We start from the raw sequence: 19,740 nt of genomic DNA on the forward strand, positions 1-19,740 counted from the left end.
TTATCAGGGCTGCGCCAGTATCCGGCGTTTATCTTCCGGCAGCGTGTTCACCGCCAGCTGATAAGAGGCATCAACCAGATAATAAATCTGCGAATCCGGCAGCGAGCCGTCCAGATACACCGTGCTCCAGTGCGCTTTATTCAGATGCCTGCTTGGTCGTACATCGCTATGCTGCTGACGCAGTAATTCCGCCAGTTCAGGGCTGGTTTTCAGAGAGACCGCCGGGCGTTCTTCTACCTCTTTTACCATGGCAAAGAGTACATCTTCGACTTTGATTTGTGTGGCTTTCCAGTCACTGTGCACGCTCTGCTCCGCGCCCGTTTTTGCCATGCAGTATTGCAGCAACTCCGAATTCGTCATCTTTATTCCCCTTACCAGCACTCGCCTAATGAGAACATCTTTTATTCAGTGTGCAGCAAGTCCGCAAAAGGTAAAAGCCAGTAACGCAAATTTGTTTAAAAAACCACCAAATAGCAGCCTACGCCTTTAATACTCAGAATTAACGATCACCTCTTCACCAAACGCGCCAGCCTGGGGTAGCGGTTTATAGGTGGAGTTGGAGGCACGTAAAATACGAATACCGCGAATACCCACGTCGAGAGCGGCGGTGATGTCATTGTCAGAATCGCCGTAGAACATGCGCACGTTTTTATCCTGTAACCACTGCGTTTTGGTGTTCTGGCCCGGCTTGTCGCCGGCAAAAATGACCGGATTCATATTGGCGGCTGGGATGTGAAAGTTATCAGCCAGCGTTTTCGATACCGTTTCAGTCTTCGTCGGGCTACGTCCGGTGACGAAGAAAATACTATCACCACGACGCACGTGCATATCAATCAACTGACGCGCCACTTCTTTTGGAATACTGAACTCGTCCCAGCCGTTGTTCATTTTCTCCCAGAAAGCCGGATTCTTCAGGTAATCTTCACTGTCCGGAGAGTACGTTTTCTTACCGCGCCAGAAGCCCGGGCTGGAAAAAAGGACGGTGTCATCGATATCAAACCCGACGGCCATCGGCGGGCGGCCTGTCAGACTGTTTTCAATTTGCGCCACGGAAACCCAGTGAATGGGAGCCTGCTCGGCGAGTTTTGCAACGTTGGTGCCTGGATTGAGCTGCGAGGGAGAAGAAACTAATGCCTGAGCAGGCTGATTTAACGTGAACAATAAACAAACGGCACTCAGTGCCAACGTAAACTTGCGCATATTTTTCCCTAAGTAGTCAGTTAGTTATCATTTTTTTATTAACAACTGGTCAAAAAACTATCTGACCTTACCCCCTGAGGGAAGGGAAAGGAAGGATTTTCTCTGGTTTTGTTACAGAAAAAGAGCACGATCACACAGAAAAGCGTGCCTGATAGCGCAACGCTCATCAGGCCTACAAACGAAAAATCCACTGCCTTTGTAGGCCGGATAAGGCGTTTACGCCGCCATCCGGCAACACTGTGCGAGAAATAACAAACCGGGTTAAATAACGGCAGCAAATGCCTTCGCCACGCGCTGCACGTTAGCGTGATTCAATCCGGCCACGCACATACGACCGCTGGCAATCAGGTACACGCCAAACTCATCACGCAGGCGATCGACCTGAGCGGCGCTAAGCCCGGTATAGCTGAACATTCCGCGCTGTTGCAGCAGGTAATCAAAGTTACGGCCAGGGATTTCAGCGTTCAGCACGTTAACCAGCTCCTGGCGCATTGCCAGGATGCGGGTCCGCATCTCTTCGACTTCCGCCAGCCAGCTGGCTTTCAGCGCGTCGTCACCCAGTACCGTAGCAACCACCTGTGCGCCAAAGTTTGGCGGGCTGGAGTAGTTACGACGCACGGTCGCTTTTAATTGCCCCAGAACGCGGCTGGCGGCATCGGCGTCTTCACATACCACAGACAACCCACCGACGCGCTCGCCGTATAAAGAGAAGATTTTAGAAAATGAGTTGCTGACCAGAGCCGGTAACCCGGCGCTGGCAATGGCGCGGATCGCGTAAGCATCGTCTTGCATTCCGCCACCAAAGCCCTGATAAGCAATGTCGAGGAATGGGATCAGATCGCGCGATTTCAGAATCTCAATAACCGCATCCCATTGCGCAGGGGTTAAATCTGCACCGGTCGGGTTATGGCAGCACGGATGCAGCAGCACGATGCTGCGCGCCGGTAAGGTATTCAGCGTGGCCAGCAGGTCATTGAAACGTACCCCGTTGGTTTCGTTGTCATACCAGGGGTAAGTACTCACTTCGAATCCAGCCCCTTCAAAAATCGCGATATGGTTTTCCCATGTCGGATCGCTAACCCACACACCAGAGTCAGGGAAATAGCGTTTCAGGAAGTCTGCGCCAATTTTTAGCGCCCCGGAACCACCCAGCGTCTGAATGGTTGCGACACGCTGTTGCTGGAGAACCGGATGATCCGCGCCAAACAACAGCGGCGCAATGGTATGGCGATACGTGTTCAGACCTTCCATCGGTAGATACAACGAAGCGCCATGCGGTTTGGCATTGAGTCGGGCTTCCGCCTCCGCCACCGCTTTAAGCTGAGGAATAATGCCGTCTTCGTTGTAGTACAGGCCAATGCTGAGGTTCACTTTGTCGCTACGTGAATCTTCTTTGAATCGCTCCATGAGCGATAAAATCGGGTCGCCAGCGTAGGCGTCAACTTTTTGAAACACGAGGTGGTTCTCCAGGTTTACAGGCAGAGGATAAGAACACAATAAACCGGAAGCGGAAGAAGATCGAGAGGATGTTGCAGTTGGCGAGCATATTGCCGGATGGCGGGGTTCCCGCCTGTCCGGCATATCATGAACTTAGTCGATATACTTCATCGCCACCCTTGAGGTCAGGCGTGTGATAAGTTCGTAAGCACTAACTTTCGTCATTTCAGCAATGCGTTCAACGGGCAAACCTTCACCCCAAAGAATCACAGAATCACCAGCCTTATCCTGCGCCTCGGGACCTAAATCGACGCAGATCATATCCATCGCGACGCGACCCACGATCGGCACTTCACGGCCATTGACCAGCACCGGTGTCCCAGACGGCGCCGCACGCGGGTAACCATCGCCATAACCCATCGCCACCACGCCTAAAAGCGTGTCGCGCTCGCTCTGCCAGGTGCCGCCATAACCAACCGGTTCGCCCGCTTTGTGCTCACGCACCGCAATCAGGCTGGAGGTTAGCGACATCACCGGCCGGCAGCCAAAATCGGCGCCGATAGAGTGGTTTTCCAGCGGTGATACGCCGTACAGAATCAGCCCCGGACGCGCCCAGTCGAAGTGAGACTGCGGCCACAGCAGAATACCGCCGGATGCGGCAATCGAACGCTGCCCCGGTTTGCCTTCACAGAAGCGATTAAAGATATCGAGCTGCTTTTCGGTCGCGCCACACTCAGGCTCGTCCGCGCGTGCAAAGTGGCTGACGATATTGACCGGCTGGCGCACATTTTCACATTGCGTTAAGCGCTGATAAAACGCCTCGGCCTGTTCAGGACGTACGCCCAGGCGGTGCATTCCCGTGTCGAGCTTCATCCAGACGGTGACCGGCTCAGCCAGTTTTGCAGCCTCCAGGGCTTCGAGCTGCTCCTGGTTGTGCACGGCGGTATGCAGACGCTGCGCGGAGATAGTCGGCAGATCGGTGGCATCGAAAAAACCTTCCAGCAACAGGATAGGCTGTGTGATCCCACCCGCGCGCAGCCGCAGGGCTTCTTCAAGACGAGCGACACCAAAAGCGTCCGCATCGGGGAGCGTTCGCGCGGTCTCTAACAGACCATGGCCGTAGGCGTTCGCTTTCACGACCGCAACCAGTTTACTGGCAGGAGCCAGTTCACGCAGACGTTGCAGGTTGTGTCGCAGAGCGCGGCGGTTAATAACTACAGTTGCCGCTTGCATTTGTATTCCTTAGAAATTACTCATCGTCATATTGAGGACCGGCATAGTTGTCGAATCGCGACCACTGTCCGTTAAACGTCAGGCGAACCGTTCCGATCGGACCGTTACGTTGCTTACCAATAATGATTTCTGCGATCCCTTTCAGGTCGCTGTTTTCGTGATAAACCTCATCACGATAGATAAACATGATTAAGTCGGCATCCTGCTCGATGGAGCCTGATTCACGCAGATCCGAGTTGACCGGACGCTTGTCGGCGCGTTGTTCCAAAGAGCGGTTAAGCTGCGACAGCGCCACCACCGGTACATGCAGTTCTTTCGCTAACGCTTTCAGCGAGCGGGAAATTTCAGCAATTTCCAGCGTACGGTTGTCGGAAAGCGACGGCACGCGCATCAGCTGCAGGTAGTCGATCATGATAAGTCCGATACCGCCGTGTTCACGGGCGATACGACGGGCACGCGAACGCACTTCCGTTGGCGTCAGGCCGGAAGAGTCATCAATATAGATGTTTCGTTTCTCCAGCAAAATACCCATTGTTCCGGAAATTCGCGCCCAGTCTTCGTCATCCAGTTGACCGGTACGGATTTTGGTCTGGTCTACGCGTGAGAGCGAGGCCAGGGAACGCATCATGATCTGTTCTGAGGGCATTTCCAGACTAAAGATAAGAACTGGCTTATCCTGCAACATCGCCGCATTTTCGACGAGGTTCATTGCAAATGTCGTTTTACCCATCGACGGACGCGCAGCGACGATGATGAGGTCTGACGGCTGCAAACCAGCGGTTTTTTTGTTGAGGTCGTCATAACCGGTGTTCACCCCGGTAACGCCGTCGTGCGGCTGCTGGAATAGCTGCTCGATACGCGCGACGGTGGCGTCGAGCACATCGGTAATGTTTTTCGGGCCTTCGTCTTTGTTGGCGCGACTTTCAGCGATTTTAAAGACGCGAGACTCCGCGAGATCCAGCAGGTCTTCACTGGAACGTCCTTGCGGATCGAATCCGGCTTCCGCAATTTCGTTCGCGACCGAAATCATGTCACGGACAACGGCACGTTCGCGAACGATATCCGCATAAGCGCTAATGTTGGCCGCACTTGGCGTATTTTTCGATAACTCAGCCAGGTACGCAAAACCGCCGACGCTGTCCAACTGGCCCTGAACCTCCAGCGACTCTGCCAGGGTAATCAGATCGATGGGTTTTCCCATCTCCTGCAGGCGATGCATTTCCGTGAAGATATGCCGGTGCGGGCGGGTATAAAAATCTTCCGCCACCACGCGTTCGGCCACGTCATCCCAGCGTTCGTTATCCAGCATTAAACCGCCCAACACCGACTGTTCCGCTTCAATCGAGTGCGGCGGTACTTTCAGCCCGGCGACCTGGGGATCGCGCTCACGAGCATCAGTCTGTTGTTTGTTGAAGGGTTTATTTCCTGCCATAGTGAATGGAGTTACCGAGATAATGATTGGGTCGAAAGATTACCACATTTCTTTTGGAGGAAGCATGGCAACACGTATTGAATTTCACAAGCATGGTGGGCCTGATGTACTCAAGGCTGTGGAGTTTACGCCAGTTGACCCGGCGGAAAACGAAATCCAGGTCGAGAATAAAGCGATTGGGATCAACTACATCGACACCTACATCCGCAGTGGTCTTTATCCACCACCTTCTCTGCCCTGCGGTCTGGGTACCGAAGCCGCGGGCGTGGTCAGCAAAGTTGGCAGCAAAGTGACGCACATTAAAGCTGGCGATCGCGTGGTGTATGCTCAGTCTGCGCTTGGCGCTTACAGCTCAGTGCATAACGTGCCGGCTGATAAAGCCGCTATTCTGCCTAACGCTATCTCATTTGAACAGGCAGCCGCCTCGTTTCTGAAGGGGCTGACCGTTTTTTACCTGTTACGCAAAACCTATGAAATCCAGCCTGACGAACCGTTTTTATTCCACGCAGCCGCAGGTGGCGTCGGTCTGATCGCTTGTCAGTGGGCGAAAGCGTTGGGAGCGAAACTGATTGGCACCGTCGGCAATGCGCAAAAAGCGCAAATTGCGCAGCAGGCCGGGGCGTGGCAGGTAATTAACTATCGTGAAGAAAGCATTGTTGAGCGGGTAAAAGAGATCACCGGCGGTAAAAAAGTGCGGGTGGTGTACGATTCGGTGGGGAAAGATACCTGGGAGGCCTCTCTCGATTGTCTGCAGCGCCGCGGACTGATGGTCAGTTTTGGCAACGCGTCCGGACCAGTGACCGGTGTAAATTTAGGGATTCTGAATCAGAAAGGTTCGCTATACGTGACCCGTCCCTCTCTGCAGGGTTACATCACCAACCACCGCGAATTAACCGAAGCCAGTAATGAGCTTTTCTCATTGATTGCCAGTGGGGTAATAAAAGTGGATGTCGCACCTGGTCAGACATTTGCGCTGCACGACGCGCAGCGTGCCCATGAAGTGCTGGAAAGTCGCGCCACGCAGGGATCGAGTTTGCTGATCCCGTAAAGAATTAGGGCTTCCCGCAGGAAGCCCTTTCTTTTTTTAGTTCGGCTGTATGTAGGGTACAGCTCGATGAATTCGTTAACCTGGCAATAGTGACAGATTTGATAATCAATTCCTATTTGGTTCTAAAGGCAATGTTTCAGGTTGTGACGGACCACTCAATACCTTAGTAAAATCGGCGGTTATTGCGCTGATACTGGGGGACTTTTGGCGCTTTTATCGCCTTGATCACCCACACCACGGCAACGGCCAGTAGCAGCCAGGGCAACAGTTTAATCATCAAGGCAAATAGTCCACCCAAAAACATCACGGCGGTGGCTACCACCAGCGCGGCCAGCACCCCCAGCAACGATACGCCGGTGACCATCAGCATGATAAAAAATCCAATCACAAAAAGTAGTTCCAGCATGACTCTCTCCCGAAATGAAATACTCTCCATTCCTTTACAAGAAACATGCCAAAGTTAATCTACTGATTTATAAACAAAACGCCCCGTGACAAAGCACAGGGCGTGGTGAAATTAACTAACTATTAGTGAGAAACTAACGCTTATCGGCCACCAGCTTCAAAGCATGTTCCAGGACGTTAATATCGGCTCCGGCTTTATGCGCGTTCTCACTCAGGTAACGACGCCACTGACGTGCGCCGGGGATCCCCTGAAACAGTCCCAGCATATGGCGTGTGACATGCCCCAGATAAGTGCCCTGACTCAGTTCACGCTCAATATACGGATACATGGCGCGCACCACGGCGACCGGATCGGCATCATGGGTAGCGGCAACAAAAATTTCGCGGTCGACCGACGCCAGAATTCCGGGATTTTGATAGGCTTCACGCCCCACCATCACGCCATCCATATGTTGCAGATGCTTTTTCGCTTCTTCCAGCGATTTAATACCGCCGTTGATCGACATCGTCAGATGCGGGAAATCACGCTTTAACTGATAAACACGGTCATAATCCAACGGTGGGATCTCGCGGTTTTCTTTCGGGCTTAACCCGGACAGCCAGGCCTTGCGGGCGTGGATGATAAACATCTCGCATTCGCCGTTGCCAGATACCGTGTTGATGAAATCGCACAGGAACTCGTAGCTGTCCTGATCATCAATGCCGATTCGGGTCTTCACCGTCACCGGAATCGACACCACATCGCGCATCGCCTTGACGCAATCAGCGACCAGTTGCGCATTCCCCATTAGACAGGCGCCAAACATGCCATTCTGTACGCGGTCGGAAGGACAACCCACGTTGAGGTTAATTTCGTCATAACCCCGCTGTTCAGCGAGCTTCGCACACTGCGCCAGTGCAGCCGGATCGCTCCCGCCCAGTTGCAACGCGACCGGATGTTCTTCTTCGCTATACGCCAGATAATCGCCTTTACCATGAATGATCGCTCCGGTGGTCACCATCTCCGTATACAGCAGCGTCTGGCGGGACAGTAAGCGCAAAAAGTAGCGGCAATGTCTGTCCGTCCAGTCGAGCATCGGCGCGATAGAAAAACGATGAGCGGGAAAAGCGGTAGACTGAGATTCAGGCAGCATGGCGAATATTCAAGCATCCGGTTAAAAAAGGGGCGCTACTATAGCATAGACCGGTGCGATAGTGCGCCCCATCATCGTGGCTACCGCAGCATATTCTCACAGTGCGTTATTTGCGCCCCGGCTTGCCGTCATGTGGGCCAAAAAACTGCGGCGGATGGTCCACCCAGCGATCCTCGCGCGTGGCGGCATAGACCGGGTTAAGCGGGTAGTAAATGCGATTATATTTTTTGTTTGCCTCACCCACGACCAGCAGGCGCACCTCTTCACTGGTGTTATTGATAAAGGTGTGACACACCCCGGTTCCAGCCGGAAAACCGACGCTGTCGCCAGGCTCGAGCTTCCATAAATAACCGTTGATCCAGGCTTCCGGATAGCCTTCCAGCACATAGATAAACTCTTCTTCATCGCTTTCCGCATGAGGATAAGATGTGCGACGCCCCGGCGGCAGGCGTTCATGATGAATACCCAGTCTTCCTAACCCAAGTTTACGGGCAAGCGGCGCGCCAATAGCAAAAAGTTCATTGCTGTCGGGGTAGGTGGAGTCATCAGCCCCCTCCACCTCTCGCCAGTGGCGAATACAGTCGGGTCTTTTCATGTTGATTCTCCAGAATACGATGCGTCAGGTATAGCACACAGCGGCGGATCTCGGCGTTTTAAGCAGAACATGATAAAGTAAGGGATTAACCTTTCACACAAATCGAGGCGCCAAATGGACAAAACCACCACGCAGGAGTTATTGGCTCAAGCTGAAAAACTCTGTGCGCAACGCAACGTGCGGCTAACGCCGCAGCGCCTCGAAGTGCTGCGCCTGATGAGCCTGCAGGAAGGCGCCATCAGCGCTTACGATCTGCTCGACCTGCTACGGGAAACCGAGCCGCAGGCCAAGCCGCCAACCGTTTATCGTGCGCTCGATTTTCTGCTGGAACAAGGTTTTGTACATAAAGTGGAATCGACCAACAGCTACGTGCTGTGTCACCTGTTCGATCAACCGACCCACAGTTCTGCGATGTTTATTTGCGATCGCTGTGGCGTGGTAAAAGAAGAGTGTGCGGAAGGTGTGGAAGACATCATGCATATGCTGGCGGCAAAAATGGGCTTTGCTCTGCGGCATAACGTGATTGAAGCTCACGGACTCTGCCCGGCATGCGTGGAGGTTGAAGCCTGTCGGCATCCAGGCGAATGCCAGCATGACCACTCAATTCTGGTGAAAAAGAAAGTCGGTCGCTAAGCAAGAGAGCGTACATCCCTGTACTCTCAGGAGGGGACTAATTACCAGCGGTAATCGTTGCGGGTTTCCCAGTCAGTGACTTCTTTCTCCGCCTGATCTTTTGCATAACCGTAACGCTCCTGGACTTTACCGACCAGTTGGTCACGTTTGCCTTCAATGACCGTCATATCATCGTCGGTCAGTTTGCCCCATTGCTCTTTCACTTTACCTTTGAACTGTTTCCAGTTGCCGCCGACTTCGTCTTTATTCATCATCAAATCCTCATCGTTAGGTTGTGAATAGCCAGAGTATCTCGTCCAACTCTGCTATCTTTTCTGCTGGACGTGAGAATAAGTGTAGTCACTGATTCGGCATTCGATTCACTATTCAGAATTTTTAACCGTCAGGCTTCAACGAACCACGTCCCGTTGCGCCAGTGACGTCGCCAGATAAAGGCCAGCGAAAGCCCGCGCAGGGCAAGAAATACGGTGAGCGCCAGCCACAAGCCGTGGTTACCCAGCAGCGGTAGAGCCAGCAACGTTAATGCGAATCCCGCGGCGGCAACGGCCATGCTGTTGCGCATTTCTGCAGCCCGTGTTGCGCCGATAAACATACCGTCCAGCAAATAACACCAGACGCCAACCAGCGGCAAAATCACCTGCCAGATAAGATAGCGATCGGCCAGCAGTTGAATCTGCGGGAGCGAGGTTAGCAACGCTATAATGTGCTCGCCAAACAGGGCATAAACCAGCGAAAACAGAATCGCCACAAGACCGGACTGTCGACAGGCTGCGCGCCAGACATCCAGTAACTGGCTGCCATCTCTTGCGCCATAGGCCTGACCAGAATGCGCTTCTACGGCGTAGGCAAACCCGTCCAGCGCGTAGGCGGTAAAAGTCAGTAGAGTCATCAGAACAGCATTTACCGCAATGATATCGCTCCCCAGACGCGCGCCCAGCACCGTAATGGCACCAAAACAGAGCTGCAGCAACAGCGAGCGCAGCATGATGTCGCGGTTAAGCGCCAGTAACCGGCGGAAATTGCCACGCCACGCCTGTTTCAACATTGCCAGCGAAATTTCGCGCATATGCAGGACTTTACGTACCATCATCAGGCCAATCAGCAGGGTGGTATATTCGGCGGTGACCGTCGCCAGCGCCGCTCCCTGCACGTTCATATGCAGGCCCATTACCAGCCATAAATCGAGCACAATGTTGAGAACATTACCGACTATCAGCAGGATAACCGGCGCCCGCGCATACTGAACGCCAAGCAGCCAGCCGAGCAGCACCAGATTCGCCAGAGACGCGGGTGCGCTTAACCAACGGATTTCCAGGAAACGTCGGGCCTGCTCCAGTACCGCTTCACTTCCCCCGACAATATGCAGAGCCAGATCGATAATCGGCGTACGAAACAGTGCGATAAGCAGCCCCGCACCCAGCGCCAGCATTAGCGGCTGCACCAGCGCACGCGCCAGTGCCTGCGGATTTTTCGCGCCAAATGCCTGGGCGGTAAGGCCCGTGGTGCTCATGCGTAAAAAAAGCAGCAGCATAAAGAGAAAACTGGTCGCGGTGGCGCCAACGGCAACGCCGCCAAGATAAATCGGGCTATCCAGATGACCAATGACCGCAGTATCGACCAATCCCAGCAAGGGAACGGTGATATTGGAGAAGATCATCGGTAAGGCTAGACGCCAGAGTGCTTTGTCGGAGGAGGTAAAGAAAGGCATGAAATAGCGCCTGAAAAGAAGTTAGACGTACTGGAAGATGTTGTTCAGGCCCGGTAAGCACAGCACCACCGGGCTAGTTGCCGGATGGCGACGCAAACGTCTTATCCGGCTGTCGGGAAAGCAACCTGTGATTACAGCCATTCACCGTTACGAATGACGCCTACCGCCAGCCCTTCAATAGTGAAGTTTTGCTCGCGCAGGTCGACCACAATCGGTTTGAATTCGCTGTTTTCTGGCAGAAGCTCAACCTTGTTGCCCTGTTTTTTCAGGCGTTTCACCGTCACTTCGTCGTCAATGCGCGCGACAACAACCTGACCGTTACGCACATCCTGTGTTTTATGCACAGCCAGCAAATCACCGTCCATAATCCCGATGTCTTTCATCGACATACCGCTGACACGCAGCAGAAAATCGGCGTTCGGTTTGAACAGTGAAGGATCGACCTGATAATGGCCTTCAATGTGTTGCTGCGCCAGAAGTGGCTCACCTGCCGCAACGCGACCTACAAGCGGTAAACCTTCTTCTTCTTCCTGCAACAGACGAATACCACGCGATGCGCCGGATACAATTTCCAGCACGCCTTTACGCGCCAACGCTTTCAGATGTTCTTCAGCAGCGTTTGGGGAACGGAACCCCAAACGCTGCGCGATCTCCGCACGCGTCGGTGGCATACCTGTCTGGCTGATGTGATCTCTAATAAGATCAAACACCTCTTGCTGCCTGGCCGTTAACGCTTTCATTCCGCCCCCTGGGTGTATATACAGTTATGCTGTGAGTATATACAGCTAAAGGTGATTTTGGAACCGCAAACTGCACAAAAAACAGAAGAATGATGAAGTTGTGGAATCTTTATCGCAAATGCGACCACAACAGGATGCCCCAGGTGATCAGGGCGACAAAAATTGACAGCAATACCGCCGCCGACCCCATATCTTTCGCACGACCAGACAGTTCGTGGTACTCGGAACCGATACGATCAACCACCGCCTCTATCGCACTGTTAAGAATTTCAACGATCATCACCAGCATCACGGAACCAATCAGCAACACGCGCGTAATGGCGTCGACGTCCAGCCAGCAGGCGATGGCAACGCCTAGCAGAACGGCAACGCTTTCCTGGCGAAATGCCGCTTCATTAATCCATGCGGCGCGAAAACCTTTCCAGGAATAGCCTGCAGCTTTGATAATTCGGGTGAATCCAGTGGTATTATTGGCCATCAAAAAGAACCTTTTTACATTATTAGCGTCAATGTCATTGTAACGTTACCCCGTTTGTTTCAGGGTGTGGCAAAGCAGCGCGAAGTATGACCGGATACACCAGAAATTCACTAAACTTTCTGATATCCTTGCAGCGCATTTGCATTATTAACCAGAGGCTTTACATCGTTTATGTCCGGCTGGCCACGAATTTACTACAAATTACTGAATTTACCATTAAGCGTGCTGGTAAAAAGCAAGTCTATTCCGGCGGAACCTGCACCGGAATTGAGGCTCGATACTTCTCGCCCCATTATGTACGTCCTACCGTACAACTCCAAAGCAGACTTGCTGACGCTGCGCGCCCAATGTCTGGCGCACGATCTCCCGGATCCCCTGGAACCGCTGGAGATAGACGGAACTCTACTGCCGCGCTACGTGTTTATTCACGGCGGCCCACGTGTCTTCACCTATTACACGCCAAAAGAAGAGTCTATTAAGCTGTTCCATAACTATCTCGACTTGCATCGCAGCAATCCAGACCTGGATGTACAGATGGTGCCGGTTTCGGTGATGTTTGGCCGTGCGCCTGGACGCGAAAAAGGCGAGGTCAACCCGCCGCTGCGTATGCTGAACGGCGTACAAAAATTCTTTGCTGTGTCCTGGCTGGGTCGCGACAGCTTTGTCCGCTTCTCCCCGTCGGTTTCCCTGCGTCGCATGGCGGATGAACACGGTACAGATAAAATTATCGCCCAGAAATTGGCGCGCGTAGCGCGTATGCACTTTGCTCGCCAGCGCCTGGCCGCAGTCGGGCCGCGCCTCCCTGCCCGTCAGGATCTGTTTAACAAACTGTTGGCCTCAAAAGCTATCGCGCGTGCGGTAGAAGATGAAGCGCGCAGTAAAAAAATCTCCCACGAAAAAGCGCAGCAAAATGCGATAGCGTTGATGGAAGAGATTGCCGCCAACTTCTCCTACGAGATGATCCGTCTGACAGACCGTATTCTGGGCTTTACCTGGAACCGTCTGTATCAGGGGATTAACGTTCATAATGCAGAGCGTGTACGCCAGTTGGCACACGATGGACACGAAATCGTCTATGTTCCGTGCCATCGCAGCCATATGGACTATATGCTGCTGTCGTACGTGCTGTATCATCAGGGTCTGGTTCCGCCGCATATCGCGGCAGGCATCAACCTGAATTTCTGGCCGGCGGGTCCGATTTTCCGCCGCCTGGGCGCGTTCTTTATTCGTCGTACCTTCAAGGGCAACAAGCTTTATTCCACCGTTTTCCGCGAATACCTGGGCGAGTTGTTCAGCCGCGGCTACTCGGTTGAGTACTTTGTCGAAGGCGGTCGTTCACGTACTGGTCGTTTGCTTGACCCGAAAACCGGCACGCTGTCGATGACCATTCAGGCGATGCTGCGCGGCGGTACGCGTCCGATTACCCTCGTACCGATCTACATCGGCTACGAGCACGTAATGGAAGTGGGCACGTATGCGAAAGAACTGCGGGGCGCGACGAAAGAGAAAGAGAGCCTGCCGCAAATGCTGCGTGGCTTAAGCAAGCTGCGTAATCTGGGTCAGGGTTACGTTAACTTTGGCGAGCCGATGCCGTTGATGACTTACCTCAACCAGCATGTGCCGGAGTGGCGTGAATCTATCGATCCTATTGAGTCTATTCGTCCTGCCTGGCTGACGCCGACGGTAAATAACATTGCCGCCGATCTGATGGTACGCATTAACAACGCAGGCGCAGCCAACGCCATGAACCTGTGCTGTACCGCGTTACTGGCTTCCCGCCAGCGCTCTCTGACCCGTGAGCAGTTGACTGAACAACTCGATTGCTATCTGAGTCTGCTGCGCAACGTACCGTATGCCCCGGATGCGACGGTTCCTGCGCAGAGCGCCAGTGAACTGATTGACCATGCCTTGCAGATGAACAAGTTTGAGGTCGAGAAAGACACCATCGGCGACATCATCATTCTGCCGCGCGAGCAGGCGGTATTGATGACGTACTACCGCAACAACATTGCGCATATGCTGGTACTGCCTTCGTTAATGGCGGCCATCGTAACTCAGCATCGTCATATTTCACGCGCCGCGCTGCTGCAGCATATTGAAGCGCTATACCCGATGCTGAAAGCGGAGCTGTTCCTGCGCTGGGAGCGTGACGAACTTGCAGGCGTGATCGACGAACTGGCCAGCGAAATGCAGCGCCAGGGACTCATCACCCTGGACGATGACGAACTGCATATCAATCCGGCCCGCTCCCGTACGCTACAGCTGCTGGCGGCGGGTGCTCGTGAGACGTTGCAGCGCTATGCTATTACCTTCTGGCTGCTGAGCGCTAATCCGTCTATCAACCGTGGTACGCTGGAGAAAGAGAGCCGCACCGTGGCTCAGCGTCTTTCCGTCCTGCACGGCATTAACGCGCCAGAATTCTTCGACAAGGCCGTGTTCAGTTCTCTGGTGCTGACGCTGCGTGACGAGGGATATATCAGCGATACCGGAGATGCCGAACCGGAAGAGACGATGAAGATCTATCAGATGCTGGCCGAACTGGTCACGTCGGATGTGCGTCTGACCATCGAGAGCGCCACACAAGGCGAGTAAGCATAAAAAAACCGGTCATAATGACCGGTTTTTATTTTGCAGGCTAAGCCAAACTCAAAAATGCCAGTAGCTCATTGCCAGGCCTAAGAACAGCACCAGACCAACATAGTTATTGTTCATAAACGCTTTAAAGCAGGCGTCACGTTCACGGTTGACGATCAGTTTCTGCTGATACACAAACAGCGCCCCAGCCACTAACAGAGACCAGTAATAGCCCAGTCCCAACCCGTTTAACCAGCCCACCAGCGCCATCAGCACCAGCACGCCCACCTGCAGGATACCAATAATCAGCTTGTCGTTCTGGCCGAACAGAATCGCGGTCGATTTAATACCGATCTTCAGGTCATCATCGCGGTCAACCATTGCATACTGCGTATCATAGGCCACAGCCCAGAGGATGTTGGCAAGGAACATCAGCCAGCAGCTCAGCGGTACGGACTCGCTCACGGCGGCGAACGCCATCGGGATCGACCAGCCAAACGCCGCCCCCAGCACCACCTGCGGTAGATGCGTGTAGCGCTTCATAAACGGGTAAACCCACGCCAGCGCTAATGCCGCAACGGACAACAAAATGGTCATCGTATTAAGGGTCAGGACCAGCAGGAAGGCCAGTAATACCAATACGACAAACAGCGTTCGGGCTTCTTTCTCGGTGACTGCGCCGCTCGGCAGCGGTCGATTCGCGGTACGTTTAACATGGCCGTCAAACTTCCTGTCGGCATAATCATTCACCACGCATCCGGCGGCGCGCATTAACCATACGCCGGCGACAAAAACCGCCAGGATCCACAGTTGCGGCATACCTGGGGTTGCTACCCATAATGCCCACAGCGTAGGCCAGAGCAGCAGTAAGGCGCCGATTGGCTTATCCGTACGCATCAAGCGGTGAAACGCCAGCAGCTTATTCTGCGTCAGACTCCACTCCATCTTTATCTTCCTCTCAGTACAACGGCGATGCAGGCAGAAAAAGCTCGGTAAGCATCAACGGCTTACCGCTCAGCCGCAGGCGGGAACGACGCCCCCACAGCGCTGCATCTTGGCCAATCTCAATAAAATCTCGGGTCAATGTCGATGACGTAAACAGGTAGCGTCCGAGCGGGGTTTTCCCCAGGTTTTGTAAGGCCAGTTCAGGGCCACACAGGGTGGATTCAGGCACCACGGTACGCCCGGCAAGCCAGGGTTCACCATCCGCGCATAACAGGATTTCGCGTAACCAATAGCGGGACTCTTTGGGCAGCAGCGTCAGTTCTTCAGCCACCTCATTTTGCCCAACGAACGCTTCGCGAATCAACGTGACGGTGACTTCTTTGCCCTGCTGCTCAAAACGTTTGGTCATCGAATCTTCCAGTAACAACCAGTCGAGCAGTTGCGGGTCCAGCGCCGGGATCGCATCAAAATAACGCAGCGCACGCAGTTGCGTTAACGCAGGGTGTGGCATGCCTTACTCTCCGATTTATAACCTAAAGGCATTGTATCGCAGAAAGGGCATTACGGGGTGAGCAAACACAATTAAGTGATCGGCAGAGCAACATAAGCGTAACAATTAGCATAGAAAGCTAAAAATTACGGGGAATCCTGCCCTCTAGTTAAAAGCAGAGTAATTTTCTGTTGTGCTCGACTCTGCTGGCACATCGCAGGTTCTGATTTGCAAAAAATTTAGCTAACCAGTGACCAGTATTACTTGACCGCTATAGACCGACAACGGCAGTGTCAATCACCATGCCCCCTCCACTTCCAGTGTTAAGCGCTGTCCATTTTAGTGATATAACTTTTTCCCTTTTATATCAGCGTATATCAACCGATGTTGACTGTACCGCTGCCGATAACCACGCCGCCGCAGTCAATGGCATCACCGCTTCTGGCAGCAGGCAGGCCGTCAATAAATACGGAGCCTGAACTACTGGCTATCTTACGTGGGTGAGGCGGATGTTTAGGTTTATCGTGGGGTGTCAGTGGGTCACCCATACGGGCAGCTGGCAATCCGTCGATAAATACTGTGGGGGAACCTGCTGTAATAACAGTTTCGTGATAACCATCGTGCTGGGTGCCTTTGTCATTAAGTCGGGCTGCTGTAGGCATGAGGAACCTTCATAATATTTAGTCAGCGTAAGTATGAGATGATTCTATTTAATGATGCGCTCAACATGTCCATTCATATATTTAAATTTTGATCCATCCTCAAATACAATGATCGCATTTGCTTTTCCCCATGAGACCCAGTCGATAACTGAATTTCCTGAGTCTGGGGTAAAACCATTGGAAATAATGGGTTTGTTGCCAGAAAAGTCGAGAACCACACTAATACTGCAAAAGCCTTGGTATTCTATTTTATCAAGGCAACGCTCGTTTAAAGTATATGTAATAACTGTCTTAGTGGTAAAGTATTTGTTATTCTTGAAAAAACCCATATCATCATCAAGCATGTCATCATCCATGAATGACATGTAATCGGTTTTTGCCTTGTATATATTGACTCCATTGAGGGTTAGGTAAGAGTAATAATCGGCAGATTTGGATCTTGTTATTTGGTCGAGAATCCCAAACTTAGTATAATGACAAAATGATGAATCAGAATTGCAATCAGCTATGCCCGTAGATGAGAATATTAGTAAGGTTAAGAAGGTAGTAAAATGCTTGGTCATTATATTGCCTCATTAATTTTTATAATTGTATTTATTAGATCAAAGTTTTCAGGGATGTTTCGGGCTGTTTTCTCATGGCAAAAATAATTACTTAAATCAATGTTTCTATTTATATAATCTATCAGCCATTGCCTGTGTGCTTTTACATACCCTGCTGTTTTGGACCTTGCTTTGGCTGATTCATCGCCTACCTGTGCTGTTAATAATTTTTTTGCCTTATCCTCGGTGATATTATTTTTAATAAAATGTATTGCATCACTCAGACCAAGATGATGTGTTAAATATATAAGTTTGGCTTTTTCAGCATCATTAAGTCCGTCGATATTATATCCTGCCCTTTTCAGAGATGCTAAATTTTCGACACCATAATCAACTGCGGCCATAATGGCATATTCCGGTTTAAATCGCAGATTTAACCATTGCTGTACCTCTGCCGTTGCGTGAACCGGGTACGGCGTTATTCCTGTGATATATCTGCCTTTTTTTAATTCCTTGAGATTTTTCCATTTATTGGTAGAAACCTGAAATTTTTTTTCATATACGATCTCATCTTTTTTGTTTTTTACCACCACACCATTTTTATTGAGTAAGGGCCTGTCTGCTACCAGTCCTTGTTCAGATGCCTTTTCATAAAGATATGTCCCTTCCTTTAACGTCTCCGTCATCCATGTCCCATTTAAAAATTGTGTAATACCCGCCGCTGAACTTTTATATATTGTGTTTTGTTTTGTCGATTTTTTTGAATCCTTACACACTGAGGTTGGTTTCCAGACTCCACCACGATATTTAGCCGCTTCAGAATGAATAACTGCTGCTATGCCCTGGGGTATAATGCCACTCCGCTCAGATGCGCGAATAATCTCATTCCAGTAAATAACATTCTTACCTAGCATAAGATCATAACTGTTAGGGCAGGTATGGTTTATATGAACTCTGGGGTTGCCCTCAGAGTCTCGGCCAACATTGATTTTATTAATTTCATCACTTTTACCGTCAGCATTGCCTGCCGGACCGGTTATTGCTGCGCTTTTTCCTTTTACTCTTACCTTGGGGCTTGAAATAATAGCATTTAATTTACCTTCCTGAGATATGAATCTGGCAACTTCCTTTATCTTCCCCATACCACTGGACACAGTGATTTTAATTTCAGATTCGGCTTGCACTGTAAATTCATCAATCTTTCCCAGACCGTCAGTTATAAACTCGAAAACCTCACCCAGTGCTGATGTTACTTTAACCTTCAATCCGGAAAGAGGCTTTTCTATCAGATCTTCAAAAGATAACGATAACGAACATTGGTTATCATCTTTCTTTTTTTCGGCGTCAGTTAGAGTGTAATGACGTTGAGGAATATTTATTACCTGTCCGGGGTAGATCAACTCCGGGTTTTTTATGTTATTATATTCAGTAAGTTCCTCAACGGAACAGTTATATTCACTTGCAATTTGTCCAAGCGTATCTCCTTTAAGAACAACCACGCTACGCTTATCCGGTGACAATGACCAGATATCATCTAATGGTACAGGCTTATCCTCCTGATCAAGATAACATTTCCAGTCAGCAGACCAGCCAAATAGGCCATCATATTTTGTTGGTTTATCCTGTGGTTCATCAAAGAATGGGGTGGGTTTGCCAGTCACTTTTATTCCTCTTCAGTAAACCGTCTGAATACAAGCTCTTTACTTTGAATACCATCAATACCTTTTATGGACCCAAACATATGATTTAATTCAGGTTCAATTGTTGTCTGATCCGATCCGTTTGCCCCACCAGACTCCTCGGAACCACTGTCCTCATCTGACAGCGACTTCAATAAGCCTGGTTGCATTGTCCCCACTGGCGCCCCCGGACTTCCCCCGCTGTTCAGATTTATCTTCGGCCCCATAATGTCCACGCCACCCGGATGGATAACCACAAACGAACCGCCCACTTTCAGGCTTATCCGGCTGCTGCTCTCCAGGACAATATCGTCTTCCACTTTTATCCCCAGCGCGCCCGACACCTTCCGCGCAAGGTCGCCTTTCACTTCCAGACTGTGGCTGCCTTTCACCAGACTGATATGGTCTCCGGTGGTGGTGTGCTCCTGTTTCCCGTCCACCGTCACTTTCCGGTCATTCGCCACGTACAGCCCGTCGTCATGGCTGATGCTCACCATCCGGTCGTTCTTCACTTTCAGCGTCTGGTCGTTACGTACCGTGATTCTCCGGTCATGCGCCACGGTGATGGTCTGGTCGTGACCGCCCGCATTCTCCTTACCCACGGTGACCGTCTGCCCCAGCCCTACGGTGATTTTCTGGTTGTTACCGATGGTTTCCGTGTGGTCAACTTTTACATCAGTGGTGCGGTTGTTCAGCACTTCGGTATCCATGTTCTTCTGCGCATGGATATAAACCTGCTCCTGACCCGTCGCATCCTCGAAGCGCAGCTCGTTAAAACCACCGCCTTTGTAGGTTTTCGAGCGGAT

At 51.6% G+C, this 19,740-nt stretch carries 20 protein-coding genes and 1 pseudogene; 3 read left to right on the forward strand and 18 right to left on the reverse strand.

Annotated elements, in window-relative coordinates; translation table 11 throughout:
• Window positions 1-3: 3 nt before the first annotated feature.
• The 5 genes from FDX11_RS12185 to dnaB form a co-directional block, all read right to left on the reverse strand.
• Complete coding sequence (locus tag FDX11_RS12185) at window positions 4-360, reverse strand: MmcQ/YjbR family DNA-binding protein (protein WP_038636271.1); 357 nt, start codon at window positions 358-360, stop codon at window positions 4-6.
• A 126-nt stretch (window positions 361-486) separates the two neighbouring features.
• Window positions 487-1,200 (reverse strand): acid phosphatase AphA, encoded by a 714-nt coding sequence (gene aphA / locus FDX11_RS12190; RefSeq protein ID WP_061382690.1) that lies wholly within the window; start codon window positions 1,198-1,200, stop codon window positions 487-489.
• Window positions 1,201-1,461: 261 nt separating this feature from the next.
• The gene (tyrB, locus tag FDX11_RS12195; RefSeq protein ID WP_079225665.1) at window positions 1,462-2,655 is read right to left on the reverse strand and encodes an aromatic amino acid transaminase; all 1,194 of its coding nucleotides are present in this window, start codon (window positions 2,653-2,655) and stop codon (window positions 1,462-1,464) included.
• A gap of 135 nt (window positions 2,656-2,790) precedes the next feature.
• A complete protein-coding gene (gene alr / locus FDX11_RS12200) occupies window positions 2,791-3,870 on the reverse strand; it encodes an alanine racemase (protein ID WP_137397983.1) in 1,080 nt (359 codons plus the stop codon).
• Window positions 3,871-3,886: 16 nt separating this feature from the next.
• Window positions 3,887-5,302 carry a replicative DNA helicase gene (gene dnaB / locus FDX11_RS12205; RefSeq protein WP_003826610.1) on the reverse strand — a complete coding sequence of 472 codons (1,416 nt, stop codon included), beginning with the start codon at window positions 5,300-5,302 and terminating at the stop codon, window positions 3,887-3,889.
• A gap of 64 nt (window positions 5,303-5,366) precedes the next feature.
• Between dnaB and FDX11_RS12210 the strand changes: the two genes are divergently transcribed.
• The gene (locus tag FDX11_RS12210; RefSeq protein ID WP_137397984.1) at window positions 5,367-6,350 is read left to right on the forward strand and encodes a quinone oxidoreductase; all 984 of its coding nucleotides are present in this window, start codon (window positions 5,367-5,369) and stop codon (window positions 6,348-6,350) included.
• A gap of 163 nt (window positions 6,351-6,513) precedes the next feature.
• On the opposite strand, the gene pspG is transcribed toward FDX11_RS12210, so the two are convergent.
• The 3 genes from pspG to FDX11_RS12225 all read right to left on the reverse strand — a co-directional run bounded on the left by pspG (window position 6,514) and on the right by FDX11_RS12225 (window position 8,483).
• The gene (gene pspG, locus FDX11_RS12215) at window positions 6,514-6,756 is read right to left on the reverse strand and encodes an envelope stress response protein PspG (RefSeq protein WP_003031713.1); all 243 of its coding nucleotides are present in this window, start codon (window positions 6,754-6,756) and stop codon (window positions 6,514-6,516) included.
• Window positions 6,757-6,889: 133 nt separating this feature from the next.
• Window positions 6,890-7,888 (reverse strand): tRNA dihydrouridine(20/20a) synthase DusA, encoded by a 999-nt coding sequence (dusA, locus tag FDX11_RS12220; RefSeq protein ID WP_061382693.1) that lies wholly within the window; start codon window positions 7,886-7,888, stop codon window positions 6,890-6,892.
• A 106-nt stretch (window positions 7,889-7,994) separates the two neighbouring features.
• Window positions 7,995-8,483, reverse strand: a complete 489-nt coding sequence (locus FDX11_RS12225; protein WP_038636260.1) for a cupin domain-containing protein — start codon at window positions 8,481-8,483, stop codon at window positions 7,995-7,997.
• A gap of 114 nt (window positions 8,484-8,597) precedes the next feature.
• On the opposite strand from FDX11_RS12225, the gene zur reads away from it, so the two are divergent.
• Window positions 8,598-9,116, forward strand: a complete 519-nt coding sequence (gene zur, locus FDX11_RS12230; RefSeq protein WP_038636258.1) for a zinc uptake transcriptional repressor Zur — start codon at window positions 8,598-8,600, stop codon at window positions 9,114-9,116.
• Between the two features lie 41 nt (window positions 9,117-9,157).
• On the opposite strand, the gene FDX11_RS12235 is transcribed toward zur, so the two are convergent.
• The 4 genes from FDX11_RS12235 to FDX11_RS12250 all read right to left on the reverse strand — a co-directional run bounded on the left by FDX11_RS12235 (window position 9,158) and on the right by FDX11_RS12250 (window position 12,042).
• Complete coding sequence (locus FDX11_RS12235) at window positions 9,158-9,367, reverse strand: CsbD family protein (protein ID WP_006688302.1); 210 nt, start codon at window positions 9,365-9,367, stop codon at window positions 9,158-9,160.
• Window positions 9,368-9,498: 131 nt separating this feature from the next.
• Window positions 9,499-10,824, reverse strand: a complete 1,326-nt coding sequence (dinF, locus tag FDX11_RS12240) for an MATE family efflux transporter DinF (RefSeq protein WP_042312997.1) — start codon at window positions 10,822-10,824, stop codon at window positions 9,499-9,501.
• 131 nt (window positions 10,825-10,955) lie between these two features.
• Window positions 10,956-11,564 (reverse strand): transcriptional repressor LexA, encoded by a 609-nt coding sequence (gene lexA / locus FDX11_RS12245; protein WP_003826596.1) that lies wholly within the window; start codon window positions 11,562-11,564, stop codon window positions 10,956-10,958.
• 109 nt (window positions 11,565-11,673) lie between these two features.
• Window positions 11,674-12,042 (reverse strand): diacylglycerol kinase, encoded by a 369-nt coding sequence (locus FDX11_RS12250; RefSeq protein ID WP_003826594.1) that lies wholly within the window; start codon window positions 12,040-12,042, stop codon window positions 11,674-11,676.
• Between the two features lie 171 nt (window positions 12,043-12,213).
• Here FDX11_RS12250 and plsB point away from each other — a divergent pair, with 171 nt between their 5' ends.
• Window positions 12,214-14,634: a glycerol-3-phosphate 1-O-acyltransferase PlsB gene (gene plsB / locus FDX11_RS12255; protein WP_137397985.1), complete on the forward strand. Its 2,421-nt coding sequence runs from the start codon at window positions 12,214-12,216 to the stop codon at window positions 14,632-14,634.
• A gap of 54 nt (window positions 14,635-14,688) precedes the next feature.
• Here plsB and ubiA read toward each other — a convergent pair whose 3' ends face one another.
• From ubiA to FDX11_RS12285, 6 genes and pseudogenes are all read right to left on the reverse strand, one after another.
• Window positions 14,689-15,561 carry a 4-hydroxybenzoate octaprenyltransferase gene (ubiA, locus tag FDX11_RS12260; protein WP_003826589.1) on the reverse strand — a complete coding sequence of 291 codons (873 nt, stop codon included), beginning with the start codon at window positions 15,559-15,561 and terminating at the stop codon, window positions 14,689-14,691.
• A gap of 13 nt (window positions 15,562-15,574) precedes the next feature.
• Window positions 15,575-16,072 (reverse strand): chorismate lyase, encoded by a 498-nt coding sequence (gene ubiC / locus FDX11_RS12265; RefSeq protein ID WP_042313004.1) that lies wholly within the window; start codon window positions 16,070-16,072, stop codon window positions 15,575-15,577.
• A gap of 356 nt (window positions 16,073-16,428) precedes the next feature.
• Complete coding sequence (locus tag FDX11_RS12270) at window positions 16,429-16,713, reverse strand: type VI secretion system PAAR protein (RefSeq protein ID WP_137397986.1); 285 nt, start codon at window positions 16,711-16,713, stop codon at window positions 16,429-16,431.
• A 44-nt stretch (window positions 16,714-16,757) separates the two neighbouring features.
• Window positions 16,758-17,276 carry a hypothetical protein gene (locus FDX11_RS12275; RefSeq protein WP_137397987.1) on the reverse strand — a complete coding sequence of 173 codons (519 nt, stop codon included), beginning with the start codon at window positions 17,274-17,276 and terminating at the stop codon, window positions 16,758-16,760.
• Window positions 17,276-18,916: a LysM domain-containing protein gene (locus FDX11_RS12280; protein ID WP_137397988.1), complete on the reverse strand. Its 1,641-nt coding sequence runs from the start codon at window positions 18,914-18,916 to the stop codon at window positions 17,276-17,278. Before FDX11_RS12280 ends, FDX11_RS12275 begins: the two co-directional genes overlap by 1 nt.
• A gap of 2 nt (window positions 18,917-18,918) precedes the next feature.
• Window positions 18,919-19,740: pseudogene (locus tag FDX11_RS12285) on the reverse strand (type VI secretion system tip protein VgrG); the annotation flags it as partial.

The sequence above is a fragment of the Citrobacter sp. wls714 genome (assembly GCF_005281025.1).
Lineage (GTDB): Bacteria > Pseudomonadota > Gammaproteobacteria > Enterobacterales > Enterobacteriaceae > Citrobacter > Citrobacter werkmanii.